The sequence below is a fragment of the Nocardia sp. JCM 38205 genome (assembly GCF_058222935.1).
In genome coordinates, this window is record NZ_JBYHFL010000002.1 from 342,975 (window position 1) to 355,814 (window position 12,840).

Sequence of the window (12,840 nt, forward strand, 5' to 3'; positions counted from 1 at the left end):
GACCAGCGGCTGGGTCGGCGGACCGGTTCGCGCCTGCCGCCCCGGGCTCGCGAGCGGATCGTGGGCGCGGGAACCCCCGTCGTCGAAGGCCGAGCACCGCCGGCGGCCGCACCGAAGCCGCAGCTCAACGGCCCGGAGGTCGAAATGGACCGCGGCGAGCCTATTCGAAAACGGCGCCATAGATTGGAACACGTTCTACAGTGTGCCCATGCGGACAGCGGGGATCGGGCAGTCGGAATCACTCGGCCGGGGACGGGGTTTGCGGGCCAGGATCACCGCACTCGCCGTCAGCGTCCTCACGACCTGCGCGGCTCTGATCGCCGTCGCAGCACCGACGGCGGCGATACCGAACACCGCTGACGCCTTCTACCTGCCGCCGGCCGGCTTCGAATCGGCGGCGCCGGGCACGATCTTGCGGGCCAGGCCGATCACCCCGGTCTCGCTCCAGCTGATTCCCATGCGGGTGCGGGCCTGGCAGCTGCTCTACCGGACCACCGACTCCCATGGCGATCCGTATGCCGCGGTGACCACGGTGTTGATGGGCGATCACGGCAGGGCGCCGAGCGCGATCCTGTCCTACGACAGCATGATCGACGCCATCGCACCCAACTGCATGCCCTCGCAGGTCTTGCAGACCGGCGCGCCGTGGTTCGATTTCGCCGGTGCGGGCGGTCCGATCACGTTGTCCACCACGGCAAGTGAAGTGCCGATGATCGCGGCGGGGTTGAACCAGGGTTGGGCCGTATCGGTCCCGGACCTGGGTGGGGTGGACAACCATTTCCTGACACCGAAGGAACCGGGTTATGTGGCGATCGACGGTGTGCGGGCGGCGCAGAACTTCGCCGAGCTCGGGCTCGCGGCGGCCGCGCCCGCGATGTTCTGGGGATATTCCGGCGGCGGTATCGCCACCGCCTGGGCCGCGCAGGTGCAACCGGACTACGCCCCGGAACTGAACGTGGCGGGCATGGCCATCGGTGCGCCGGTGGTGGATCTGATGGCGGGCCTCAGGAACGGCAACGGCACCCCGGTCGCCGGTCTGCCGCCGGTGGGGATCGCCGCGCTGCAACAGGATTCGCCGGAGTTTGCCGCGATGATGGATCGGGTGCTCACCGCCGAGGGTAAGCGACTGCTGGCCGGAGCGGCCGCGAGCTGCACACCGCAGAACCTGGTGAGCTTCCCGTTCCGGGATTTCGGCACGCTGCTGACGGTACCGCTGGAGCAGGTGCTGAACGCGCCGCTGACGCAACAGCTGATCGCCGAGCGCACCCTCGGCGCGACGGCTCCTGCCGCACCGGTCTACCTGTACAACGCGGTGGACGATGAGCTGAGCACGATCGCGTCCTCCGATCAGCTGGTCGACAAGTATTGTGCGGCAGGCACCGCGGTGACCTATCGGCGCGATGTCGTCCCATCGGCGGTGTCACCGCATGCCTTCGAGTGGGGGCTCGGCGCCCCGGCCGCCTTCGCGTGGCTGAAGGATCGGGCAGCCGGCCGGCCGCTCGCCGGTTGCGATGTCCAGACCGGCACGACGCCGACCACACCGGCCGCCATGAACGCCGTCGGTGCCGACTTCGTCGGCGGGATGCTCGCCGCCATCCTCGGGCACCGCTGACGCTCGCAACCGGCGCCTCACCGCGGCCGCAACCGCCGATACGCCGTGGCCACTCGCGACGAATCGTCGAAGGGTCCGCGCCAGATCCGCTGATCCAGGACCTCCAGAAATGTCGGTACCCCCTGATCGCTCAAGACGATTCCGGAGTCGTCGATGTGTATGCCTTCGGGGAGTTCGGGATAGCGGTCGATCTCGGCCTGCAACGACGACAGCGTGATCTTCGGCAGGTAGTCGACGCCGCTGAGCCGTTTCAGCAGCTTGGCGTAGCTGGGCCGTTTGGCGCAGACGGCGATGATGGTGTCTTTGACCGGCGCGGCCAGCTCCAGGCCGAGCGCCTCGCTGATGTGGTCGACGAAATCCGGGGTGGCCTTGGTGAGCAGTTCGAGGTCGGTGAACAGCCGCAGGAAGGTGTCGGGTTTGAGGATGGCGATCTCGTCGCCGGCGATGACGAGATCGAATTCCTCGGCGAAGGCGAAGACCGGGTCGCCGACGCGATTCAGGCGTTCACCGAAGGTGGCGAGAATGCGGTGCGCCGAGGCCACCCGCAGTCCGTGCTGCAACCGCACGAAGGCGGTGCGCTGCCGATCCGGCCCGGCGGATTCGCAGATCAGCACGTAGAACAGGAAGGTGCCGTCGCGCATCTGCCGCGGCAGCACGGTATCCAGCGTCGCCGAACGGGCGATGAGCTGTAGCAATCCGGCGATCTGGGCGTCGGGCTCGCCCGCGGTGTCCTCGGGACGGGCTCGGTCGAGCCCGTCGAGGGCGAAGGAGAAGAACTCCTCACCGTCGACGAGCGCGGCGATGGTGTCGTATTCGATCGGCGCCATCGCCGCGAGCTGGTCCAGTGTGGCCGCGGCGATCGCGCGCAGCTCCGCACCGAGGGCAGCGGCGAACTCGATCCGCAACGCCTGCAAGCGCTTACGCCCGTCTCGCCAGCCGAGTAGCAGGTCGATCGGTTCGCCGCCGATATCGATGCCTGCCCAGTCCCGGCCGCTGCGCATGCTCATCGCCGCTCCGTCAGCACTCGGATTCCCGCGTGCTGGGCCACCGTGACGGTATCGCCGGGGCGCGGCACCGATCGCACGACGACGTAGGCCACATCCCCGGACTCGGTCTGCACCTTCACGATTCGGTGCAGCAGCAGATAGATCATCGGGTTGACCTGGATGAGGTCGGTGCGCACGTAGACGATCAGCAACACCAGCAGGAACAGGCCGTAGGCGAGGACGTCGAGCCCGCGCGGCGTTTCGACGGTGAGGAACGGCAGCACGTAGGAGACCAGATACCCGCCGGATTCGCTGCCGGTCTCGTGCACCCGCGCCACCGTGAGCGACGAGCGCGCCGACGAGCCGAGCAGAGACAGCACCCAGATCGTGCAGGCCGCGCCGAACCCCATGAGCGCGAGCGCGCCGAACGCCAGCCAGGGGGTGGCGGCGAAACGGGCCGCGAGGATCGCGAACAGCGGCGTATAGCTGGAGAAGAACAGCGGTGTACGCGCCACGACCTGCATCAGATCGTCGGCTGCGCGCCGAGGTGACGGGCCCGGCGCAGGGTGGACCGCTGCTGCCATAGCGCCACTGTATTACCGGGCACCGACAAGATCGTCGCTGCTGAGGAGCCCAGCCGCGCGGGCTGTGCTTCGATCAGGGGCATGAGCTCAGAGATGGAAACAGTGGTCAGAGCCGAACGTGAGGTCGCGGCGCCGGCGGCGGTGGTGTTCGAGTTGATCGCCGATCCGGCGCAGCAGCCGCGCTGGGACGGCAACGACAACCTGTCCGAGGCACCCGCGGGCCAGCGGGTGCGCGCGGTGGGAGATGTCTTCACGATGGTGATCACCAAGGGCTCCACCCGGCACAACCATGTGGTCGAGTTCGAGGAGGGCAGGTTGATCGCCTGGCAGCCTTCCGAGCCCGATCGTGAACCGCCCGGCCATCTGTGGCGCTGGGAAGTCGAGCCGCTGGACGAGCGGCGTTCGCTGGTGCGCCACACCTACGACTGGACGCGCCTGACCGACGAGATGCGGCTGCCACGTGCCCGCGCCACCACCGCCGACAAGCTGGCCGCTTCCATCGACCGGCTGGCCGAGCTCGCGGAGCAGCAGAGCTAGCCGGTACGAGGCGCTATCCGGGTTTCGCTCGGCCCGCCGCCGGTGCATACGCCAGACTGAGCGCATGCTGCACGTGCGAGTAATGGCGCCTGCCGACAAGACCGACGCCGTGATCGAGATCCTCGAGAGCGACGACGCGGTCAGCGGGCTGGCGGTGATGCGCGGGGCCGCGCTGCGCCCGGCCGGTGACCTGGTGATCGCGCACATCGCCAGGGAAGCGGCCAATGACCTGGTGGAACGGCTGCGCGCGACCGGCGTGCACAAATGCGGGAGTATCGAGCTCGAGCCGGTGCGAACCTGGTTGTCGCTGGCCGGTTTCGAGGCCGAGGTGCGCACCCCCGGCAGTAGCGCGGACGCGGTGGTCTGGGCCGATGTGGCTCAGCGTTCCTACGAGGAGACCGAACTCAACTGGACCTACCTGAGTTTCATGACGCTGGCGACCACGCTGGCCGCCATCGCCATCGTGGTCGATTCGCAGATCCTGGTGATCGGCGCGATGGTGCTCGGTCCGGAGTTCGGTGCGATCGCGGCGCTCGGGGTGGCGCTGGTGCGACGGCGATTCGTGCTGTTCGGGCTGGCGGTGCGCACCCTGATCCTGGGGTTCCTCACCGCCATCGTGTTGACGTTCCTGCTGGTACTCATCGCACGCGGGCTCGGCTGGATCACCGCGGAGGATGTGGGAACAGGGCCGGAGACCGCCTTCATCTACACCCCGGACAAGTGGTCGTTCATCGTGGCCGTGATCGCCGCCGCGGCGGGCGTGCTGTCGCTGACGTCGGCGAAATCGGGCGGCCTCGTCGGCGTGTTCATCTCGGTGACGACCGTGCCCGCGGCCGGCAATATCGCGCTGGCGGCGGTGTTCGCGCACTGGGACGAGGTATGGGGCAGCACACTGCAATTGGCGCTGAACCTGTCCGGGATGGCGTTGGCCGGTTGGGCCACATTGGCCGTGCAGGATGCGGTGTGGTCGCGAGTCGCGGTGCGCAGGCCGAAGGCGCGGCTGTACCCGCGGCGCATGCTCTGAGCGCTGCGGCGCATGCTCTGAGCGCCGTTCAGGCGCGCGCGGAATCCATGTCCATGCCCCACCGGTAGGCCCGCACCAGCTCGTCCAGCGCACCTGTCAGGTACCTGGCCTCGCGGTAGACGGTGATGCCCGCCCCCTGGTTCTGCAACAGCGCGATGGCGCAGGACCGGGTGTCGGCGACCGGCTCGTCCAGTGCCAGTTCGACGTTCGCGCCGATGGTCGGCGCGAGGGTGAGCGTGCCCTTGGCGGCGGCCCAGTTCGGTGCCTGCGCGCACAGCGCGAAGATCAAGACCTGCCGAAACGCTTCGGGTCGGGCCAGATCCATATTGAAGCCCGCGCTGCCGGGACGGGCGCCGTCGCGGTCGAGCAGGATGTGCGGCTCGAATTCCAGTGCGCCTGCATCGGTGGCGGTGCGCAGCACACCGGTGCGGCCGTCGGCGAGTTCGTAGAGGCAGCCGAGCTCGAGTTCGATCGGAGTGGATCTGCGGAACAGGCTCTTGGCGCGCGCGGCCCAGGTCAGCTCGACCCGCATGATGCCTTGCAGCTCGCCCGGCCTGGTGAGATTGATGCTCGGCGTGGCCTTGGACAGGGTGACTTTCCCGCCGCCGGCCCGCTGATCGTCGATCGCCATCGCCGCGATCCCCCCTCAGGAGATGAGAACGGCAGCGGCCAAGCCAGGCCGCTGCCGTTCGAGTCTTCGGTTGCGTCCGCCGGTCAGCCTACCGGGGTGGGCTCCTTTTCGGCGGCCGCTTCCGGCTCACCCTCGCGCCGGTTGCGCATGATGCTGCTGATGAACGCCGCGCCGATGAACGCGATACCGATGAAGCCGGTGACGAGTTCGTTGACGTGCACGCCGATCGAGATCAGCAGGATCGCGGCCAGCGCACCGATCGCCCAGTGCGCGCCGTGCTCGAGGTAGACGAACTCCGACAGGGTGCCCTTGCGTACCAGGTACACCGTGATCGACCGGACGAACATGGCGCCGATCAGGCCGAGGCCGAGCGCGATGATGATCGGGTCGGCGGTGATGGCGAACGCGCCGATGACGCCGTCGAAGGAGAACGAGGCATCGAGCACCTCGAGGTACAGGAACAGGAAGAAACCGGCCTTACCCGTGGCCTTGGCGGCCTCCGACGGGCCCGCGTGCTCCTCGGCGTGGAACATCGAGCCGAGACCGTCGACCGCGATGTAGGTGATCATGCCGAGCAGGCCGGCCAGCAGCACCGTCGAACGGACCTCTTCCTCGGCGAGGAACTCCGCGCACAGGATGAGGCCGATACCCGCGACGACCACCGACAGCATGTCCAGCTTGCCCGCCCTGGCCAGCGGCCGCTCCAGCCACGACAGCCAGGTGATCTCCCGCTCGGCGAAGATGAAGTTCAAGAACAGCAGCGCAAGGAACATGCCGCCGAACGCCGCGATCTGCGGATGGGCGTCGGTGAGCAACGTCTCGTAGCTGGGATCGCCATTGGGGAAGTAGGCGGCGTCACCCGGGGGCGGGTTGAGCGCCAGGTCGAAGGCCTCGACCGGGTTCAGCCCTGCGGTGACCCACACGATCGCCAGCGGGAACACCAGGCGCATGCCGAAGACGGCGATCAGGATGCCGATGGTCAGGAACATGCGCTGCCAGAACTCGCTCATCCGCTGCAGGATGGTCGCGTTGATGACGGCGTTGTCGAACGACAGGGACACCTCGAGGACACCGAGGATCGCGCAGAGCACCAGGGCGGTGGGGCCACCGTAGAGCAGTGCCACTACCAGTGATGCGACGGTGACCAGGAAGGATAGGCCGAATATGCGCAGGACCACGCGGGGACCTTTCGTGTGCGGCGCCGGAGTCGGTCGTCATCCGGGCATGGTGGGACGTCTGAAGCTGCTGTGTGCGATCGCCGACCCGGTGCGAGCGGCGCTCGACACGACCGTACCGGTCGACGGTGAACCCGACATTTCGGGCCGACGTCGAGAGCGACCGTCATCATCAAGCCTGGTCGCCCGACCATGAGATGTCCAGTCGGACCCCAGCGAGTGAGTGACCGCGTGGATGTTCGTTGAACCCCCCGGTGGGATCAGTTTCCCATGGGTGGCGAGGCAGGTGGAAGGGGCCCGGCGCCGGGCCCCCTCCCCGGCCGAGGGTGAGCTCGATCAGACGTTCACGCCGTAGTCGCGGGCGATACCGGCCAGGCCGGAGGCGTAGCCCTGACCGATGGCGCGGAACTTCCACTCGGCGCCGTTGCGGTACAGCTCACCGAACACCATGGCGGTCTCGGTGGAGGCGTCCTCGGACAGGTCGTAGCGGGCCAGCTCCTCGTTGTTGGAGCGGTCGACGACCCGGATGTAGGCGTTGCGCACCTGGCCGAACGACTGCTGACGGGTGTCGGCGTCGTAGATCGAGACCGGGAAGAAGATCGACTCGATGGTGGGCGGGGTGTTGGCCAGATCGACGTTGATGACCTCGTCGTCGCCCTCGCCCTCACCGGTGGTGTTGTCGCCGATGTGCTCGATGGTGCCCTCGGGCGAGCGCAGGTTGTTGAAAAAGACGAAGTGCTGGTCGGAGACCACCTTCTTGTCGGCTCCGGTCGCGATCGCGCTGGCGTCGAGGTCGAAGTCCGTGCCGGTGGTGGTACGAACGTCCCAGCCGAGGCCGACCGCGACAGCGGTCAGGTTAGGCGCCGCCTTGGTCAGCGAGACGTTGCCGCCCTTGGACAAACTGACACCCATGCGGGATTCCCTTTCGATAGTCGTCTGTGATTCCCAGCATGTCCGAATCGCCGGGTACGAGATACGACAGTAGTAGGTTTCGGCGATCTTGCGTATAAACCGATGCGGGTAGCCCGCATTCGCTCGCACCGGTGCGCGGCCTCGATGCGGACGGTGCCCGGCCTCGGCCGTTGTCCCGACCCCGCCCCGGCGAGATCTCCTACCATCGGGTCGTGGCAGGCCGCAGGCGTGGATGGTTCCGGTCATCCGGGAATACCGAGTGGATCGAGCACGCTCGGCACTCGCTCGCGTCGGCGTTCCTCGACATGGACCGGCGCCAGAGCGTCGCCGAATCGGCCACCGCGGCCGCCGAGCAGATCTTCCCCGAACGCGGCCTGGACCGGCGGTGGGAGCCGGTGCGAGCCCGCTGCTACGCCGCCGCCGATGCCTACCTGAAGCTCACCGAGCAGCTCGATCAGGCCGAGGCGGGCGGATCGCCGGTGCCGCAGGGGCAGGTCAGAACCGAGGAGACGGTGCGCAGGCTGACCGAGGCCGCGCGCGGGGTGGACGAGTACTACCGCGGCAATCAGGCGCAGCTGGAAGAGGCCGTCGCGGTGGTGGCGATGGTGCCGCGCCTGGCCGATCAGGTGACCACGGCTGCCGCCGCGGTGCGCGGGCAGGCCGCCGAGTCCCCTTACGCGCACTACGGGTCGGTGCGCCGGGCCGGTGCCGCGGTCGATGAGGCACTGATCACATTGCGTTCGGCCCGCGCGGGCGCCGGCGTCGGTGCGGTGCGCGAGGCCGCCAACCGGCTCGACGCCGCGAGCAAAGAACTGGCAGATGCTTTGGCGCAGGCCCCATCTCGCGCCGCCGCGGCATCGACCGCGATCGTCTCGGTGCGCACCCGGCTGGCCGCGGCGCGGACCAGGGCCGAAGGGGTGGGCGCGGCGTACTCCGCGCTACTGCGGGAGTTCAATGCTGCGAGTTCGGCGGATCTGTCTGACAATGAGCGAGAAAGCCAGCGGGCCATAGCCGCCGCGGATGACGCCCTGAGCCGGGCCCGCGCGGCCGCGGCCGAGAACGACCCGGAGTTAGCACTTGAACTGACCACGACCGCGCGCGGCAATCTCGCCGAGGCCGAACAGCAGGTCGATGCCGTCACCAAACGGCTGACGCTGCTGCGTGAGGTGCGCGAGAATCCGCAAGACAAGGCCAAGGCCGTACGATTCCGGCTGCGGGACGCGCAGATGCTCGCGGTGGGCCGCGGGCTCGCCGCCGAGTGGGGATCGGTACTGGACGCGCAGGCCGAACGGATCGACCGGATCACCGGTGCGCTGTCCGGGCGTCATCCCGATTATTGGGCGTATGTGACGGAGCTCGACGCCGTCGCGGATTTCATAGCAGGCGTAGTGGATCGCATGAGAAAACAGTCAGGACCACGACGAGAGTGAGGGGTGGGGAGACGATGACCGCAGGCATCGCCGTCAAGCAGGAAGTTTCCCTGCGCAAGCGCGTGCTGCTGCGCCATTTCCGGCAGCTGAACGGTCCCGACGCGAGAACGCTTTTCCACCGCCAACCCGAGCCCATCGGCGGTCAGACCGACCGCGAACTGCTCGCCGTCGCGCTCGGCGCGACCCTGTACGCGCCCGCGACCAGGGCCGATCTCACCGCGACGATCTGCAAGCGGGCCGCGCGCGGGGTGTGCTCGATGGTCATCGACCTCGAGGACGCCGTGGCCGATCACGAGGTGGAATCGGCCAAGGCGCAGGCGGTGCGCACCCTCGACGAGCTCGCGGCCGGCGTGGATCCGAATCCGATGCTGTTCGTCCGGGTGCGCGACGCCGACACCATCATCGAACTCGCCGAGCAGCTCGGGCCGGGCGCCGAGGTGCTCACCGGCTTCGTCTTCCCCAAATTCGACTCGGCCTCCGGGTCGAAATATCTTGCCGCGTTGGAGCATGCGCGTGCCCTGCTGGGCCGTCCGCTCTACGGCATGCCGGTGCTGGAGTCGGCGGCGCTGGTGCATCGGCAGACGCGCGACGCCGAACTCACCGAGATCGCCGCGCTGCTGGCCGAACACCGCGACAATGTGCTGGCCGTGCGCGTCGGTGCGACCGATATGTGCTCGACCTTCGGTATCCGCCGCGACCGCGATCTGACCATCTACGACGTGCGGGTGGTCGCCGATGTGATCGCCGATATCGTCAACTATCTGGGCCGTGCCGACGGCACCGGCTTCGTCATCACCGGCCCGGTGTGGGAGTACTTCGCCGATCACGAGCGGATGTTCCGGCCGCTGCTGCGCACCGCGCCGTTCGAGGAATCGGATGCGGTGCCGTTCCGGCGCTACCTGGTCAGCCGGGATCTCGACGGCCTGCTGCGCGAGATCACGCTCGACCGCGCCAATGGCATTCAGGGCAAGACGGTGATCCATCCCTCGCATGTGGCCGCGGTACACGCGCTGTCGGTGGTCACCCATGAGGAGTACTCGGACGCGCTCGACATCCTGCAAGCCGATGTGGGCGGGGTGGCGGCCTCGGAGTACCGGAACAAGATGAACGAGATGCGTCCGCATCGCAGCTGGGCGCGGCAGACCTTGCTGCGCGCCAGGGTGTTCGGGGTGGCCAACAAAGGAGTGTCGTTCGTGGATCTGCTGACGGCGTTGGTCACGGTATGAACGAGGTAGCGACGCAGTCGCAGCGCGAATCGGTCGGAGTTGGGTCTCCGATCACGCGGCCGGACGGCGAGTTGTCCGAAGCGGGTACGGCGTGGACGAGTCGTCACCTCGGTATCGAGTTGCAGCATGAGAACTCCTACCGCCATGGGTCCGAACTCGGTGTGCTGCCTGCCGAGTTGCCGATCGATTCGCTGATCCGGCCGGGGTTACGGCGGGGCAACTCGAAGCGCGCGCATCTGCTGGTGTCGACCGTGCTCGGCAAACATCTGCCCACCGATCCACGGGTGGTGCTCGATGCGGGCGACCGGCTCGGTGATCTGGTGCGCGGCGCGCTGGGCGAGCGGGACGCGGTGGTGCTCGGGTTCGCCGAGACCGCGACCGGCCTCGGCCACTGTGTGGCCGCCCGCATCGGCGCCACCTGCTACCTGCATTCCACCCGGCGCGAGGTCCCGCTGGCGCAGACGCTCACCGGATTCGAGGAGGGGCATTCCCATGCCACCTCCCATCTGCTGCAACCCGCGCCCGCGGGCATCTTCGTCAACGATCTGCCGTTGGTGCTGGTGGACGACGAGATCTCCACCGGTGACACCGCGATGGATGCGGTACGCGCACTGCACGCCTTCGCGCCGCGATCGCATTATGTGCTGGCCTCGCTGGTGGATATGCGCACCGAATCCGATCGCGCCCGATTCGAGGCGGCGGCACGCGAACTCGGCGCTCGTATCGACACGGTGTGCCTGGCCGCCGGGCGGACCATGCTGCCCGAAGGTCTCATCGAGGCCGTCGCGAGCCTGCCGGAACCACGTCTCAATCCGGTGGCTCCGCAGCGGGGTTCGTTCCAGCGATGTGAATTGCCCTGGCCCGCCCACGTTCCGGAGGGCGGTCGGCACGGCATCCTGCACTCCGATACCGCGGCCTTCGAATCCGCGCTCGGCACAGCTGCCACTGCCCTGCGGGCCCGGCTGACCACGGAGTTCGCCGATCGCCCGGTGATCGTGCTCGGGCACGAGGAGCTGATGTATCTGCCGCTGCGGCTGGCGGTCGCGCTGGCCGACTCGGGCATCGCGACGCGGTATCAGACCACCACCCGGTCCCCGGCCTACGTGCTGGACGAGCCCGGCTATCCGTTGCGGCGTGGATTCCGTTTCACCGCACCGGAATCCGGCCAAGATCAACCGCGCTACCTCTACAACGCGCACTGGGCCGAGGATTTCATCGCCGAACTCGACGCCTGGACCGGAGATGTCACCGAGGCCGATGCGGTGCGCGGTGAACCGGTGCTGGTGACCGTCGTCGATGCGCCCGCCGATACCGAGGAGCTGGTCGGCGCGGGCGGGCTGGTCGATGTGCTCACCGCGTCCGGTGCGGATGTGCTGGTAGCGGTGCTGCCCGGTGCCGATCCGCGCCTGCTGCACGCGGGCCGGTCCGATGCCCGCGCCGATGCCGCCGGTCTCGTGGGCGAGGAGAATGGGCACGGAGGTCCGTCGACCGCCGTTGTCTCGAAGGGAACAGGTGCGATGCCATCCGTAGCAGTCACCACCGCTGGAGCTCGGGCATCCGGTTCCGGGACGACCATCGCCACCGGGCCGCTGCACGGGCCTGCCTTCGGTTCCTACGCCCCCGACGACGTCGCCTGGCTGCTGAAAGACCTCTCCGATGTCGATCTGGAGGCCGATGTCGCCGAACGCGAACAGCGCATTCAGGCGGGCATCGCGCATTACGCGGAGTCGCTGCCGATCGAGTACCAGCCGGATGCGCAGTACCGCGAGCTGTTCGAGCAGGTGCTCGCCGACAGCGCGGAGCGGCTGGCGCTCGCCGTCGGGACCGTGGCGGAGCTGGTCGTCGCCGAACGCGGCACCGATATCGTGCTGGTCTCGCTCGCGCGGGCGGGCACGCCGGTGGGTGTGCTCATGCGGCGCTGGCTGCGCGACGGGCGCGGCCACGAGATGCCGAGCCTGGACATTCCGCATTACGCGGTGTCGATCGTGCGTGATCGCGGAATCGATGCGGTGGCGTTGGATTACCTGGCCGCCCATCATGATCCGGCCTCGATCGTCTTCGTCGACGGCTGGACCGGCAAGGGCGCCATCACCCGGGAGTTGTCGGAGGCCCTGGACGCCTATCACGCGGCGGGCGGCGCGCGGTTCGACGACGACCTGGCCGTCCTCGCCGATCCCGGCCACTGCGTCCGCACCTACGGCACCCGCGACGACTTCCTCATCGCCTCGGCCTGCCTGAATTCGACAGTCTCCGGGCTGGTCTCACGCACCGTGCTCAACGACGATCTGATCGGACCCGGCGATTTCCACGGCGCCAAGTTCTATCGCGAACTCGCCGCCGACGACGTCTCGGGACGCCTCGTCGACACCGTCACCGCGGCCTTCGATGCCGTCCGCGAGCGGGTGCCCGCGTCCGTGGCGGGCATCCGGGCCGGCGACCGCACCCCTACCTGGGCCGGTTGGGCCTCGGTGGAGCAGGTACGGGCCGAATACGGGGTGTCGAGCGTGAATTTCGTGAAACCCGGGGTCGGGGAGACCACCCGGGTGTTGTTGCGCCGGATGCCGTGGCGCGTGCTGGTACGGGAGCCCGACGCTCCCGAGCACGCCCATATCCGCCTGCTCGCCGCGGCCCGCGGTGTACCGGTCGAGGTCGTCGACGACCTGGCCTATTCGTGTATGGGACTGATCAAGGATGTGCAGCAGTGATTCCGCCTCGAAGACAGG

The 12,840-nt window shown here is 68.3% G+C and carries 11 protein-coding genes; 6 read left to right on the forward strand and 5 right to left on the reverse strand.

The features are described 5' to 3' along the window. The first annotated feature begins 208 nt into the window (after positions 1-208). Positions 209-1,612 (forward strand): lipase family protein, encoded by a 1,404-nt coding sequence (locus AC4HOU_RS08345; protein WP_195020309.1) that lies wholly within the window; start codon positions 209-211, stop codon positions 1,610-1,612. A 17-nt stretch (positions 1,613-1,629) separates the two neighbouring features. Here the strand turns inward: AC4HOU_RS08345 and AC4HOU_RS08350 are convergent, their stop codons facing one another. After that, complete coding sequence (locus AC4HOU_RS08350) at positions 1,630-2,619, reverse strand: hypothetical protein (protein WP_195020308.1); 990 nt, start codon at positions 2,617-2,619, stop codon at positions 1,630-1,632. Further along, positions 2,616-3,182 carry a KwaA family protein gene (locus AC4HOU_RS08355; protein ID WP_195020307.1) on the reverse strand — a complete coding sequence of 189 codons (567 nt, stop codon included), beginning with the start codon at positions 3,180-3,182 and terminating at the stop codon, positions 2,616-2,618. Before AC4HOU_RS08355 ends, AC4HOU_RS08350 begins: the two co-directional genes overlap by 4 nt. A gap of 81 nt (positions 3,183-3,263) precedes the next feature. Between AC4HOU_RS08355 and AC4HOU_RS08360 the strand changes: the two genes are divergently transcribed. Further along, positions 3,264-3,719, forward strand: coding sequence for an SRPBCC family protein (locus tag AC4HOU_RS08360; RefSeq protein ID WP_195020306.1), 456 nt, complete (start codon positions 3,264-3,266; stop codon positions 3,717-3,719). A gap of 64 nt (positions 3,720-3,783) precedes the next feature. Beyond that, positions 3,784-4,743, forward strand: coding sequence for a DUF389 domain-containing protein (locus tag AC4HOU_RS08365; RefSeq protein ID WP_175585866.1), 960 nt, complete (start codon positions 3,784-3,786; stop codon positions 4,741-4,743). 28 nt (positions 4,744-4,771) lie between these two features. Here the strand turns inward: AC4HOU_RS08365 and AC4HOU_RS08370 are convergent, their stop codons facing one another. The 3 genes from AC4HOU_RS08370 to AC4HOU_RS08380 form a co-directional block, all read right to left on the reverse strand. Then, complete coding sequence (locus AC4HOU_RS08370; protein ID WP_163813432.1) at positions 4,772-5,374, reverse strand: Tellurium resistance; 603 nt, start codon at positions 5,372-5,374, stop codon at positions 4,772-4,774. Positions 5,375-5,457: 83 nt separating this feature from the next. Continuing rightward, positions 5,458-6,552 (reverse strand): DUF475 domain-containing protein, encoded by a 1,095-nt coding sequence (locus AC4HOU_RS08375; protein WP_163813433.1) that lies wholly within the window; start codon positions 6,550-6,552, stop codon positions 5,458-5,460. A gap of 333 nt (positions 6,553-6,885) precedes the next feature. Continuing rightward, complete coding sequence (locus AC4HOU_RS08380; RefSeq protein ID WP_014353648.1) at positions 6,886-7,461, reverse strand: TerD family protein; 576 nt, start codon at positions 7,459-7,461, stop codon at positions 6,886-6,888. A 212-nt stretch (positions 7,462-7,673) separates the two neighbouring features. On the opposite strand from AC4HOU_RS08380, the gene AC4HOU_RS08385 reads away from it, so the two are divergent. From AC4HOU_RS08385 to AC4HOU_RS08395, 3 genes are all read left to right on the forward strand, one after another. Next, complete coding sequence (locus tag AC4HOU_RS08385) at positions 7,674-8,891, forward strand: hypothetical protein (RefSeq protein WP_324197367.1); 1,218 nt, start codon at positions 7,674-7,676, stop codon at positions 8,889-8,891. Positions 8,892-8,905: 14 nt separating this feature from the next. Then, on the forward strand, positions 8,906-10,117 hold the full coding sequence (locus AC4HOU_RS08390) for an HpcH/HpaI aldolase/citrate lyase family protein (RefSeq protein WP_175585867.1): 1,212 nt from the start codon (positions 8,906-8,908) through the stop codon (positions 10,115-10,117). Positions 10,118-10,188: 71 nt separating this feature from the next. Then, complete coding sequence (locus AC4HOU_RS08395) at positions 10,189-12,822, forward strand: phosphoribosyltransferase (RefSeq protein ID WP_228815193.1); 2,634 nt, start codon at positions 10,189-10,191, stop codon at positions 12,820-12,822. Positions 12,823-12,840 lie beyond the last annotated feature (18 nt).

What these genes read in the sequence shown, in the direction of transcription:
- AC4HOU_RS08380 (WP_014353648.1), bottom strand. Translation starts at nt 7,461, where the DNA reads ATGGGTGTCAGTTTGTCCAAGGGCGGCAACGTCTCGCTGACCAAGGCG.
- AC4HOU_RS08345 (WP_195020309.1), top strand. Translation starts at nt 209, where the DNA reads ATGCGGACAGCGGGGATCGGGCAGTCGGAATCACTCGGCCGGGGACGG.
- AC4HOU_RS08390 (WP_175585867.1), top strand. Translation starts at nt 8,906, where the DNA reads ATGACCGCAGGCATCGCCGTCAAGCAGGAAGTTTCCCTGCGCAAGCGC.
- AC4HOU_RS08370 (WP_163813432.1), bottom strand. Translation starts at nt 5,374, where the DNA reads ATGGCGATCGACGATCAGCGGGCCGGCGGCGGGAAAGTCACCCTGTCC.
- AC4HOU_RS08350 (WP_195020308.1), bottom strand. Translation starts at nt 2,619, where the DNA reads ATGAGCATGCGCAGCGGCCGGGACTGGGCAGGCATCGATATCGGCGGC.
- AC4HOU_RS08365 (WP_175585866.1), top strand. Translation starts at nt 3,784, where the DNA reads ATGCTGCACGTGCGAGTAATGGCGCCTGCCGACAAGACCGACGCCGTG.
- AC4HOU_RS08355 (WP_195020307.1), bottom strand. Translation starts at nt 3,182, where the DNA reads ATGGCAGCAGCGGTCCACCCTGCGCCGGGCCCGTCACCTCGGCGCGCA.
- AC4HOU_RS08360 (WP_195020306.1), top strand. Translation starts at nt 3,264, where the DNA reads ATGAGCTCAGAGATGGAAACAGTGGTCAGAGCCGAACGTGAGGTCGCG.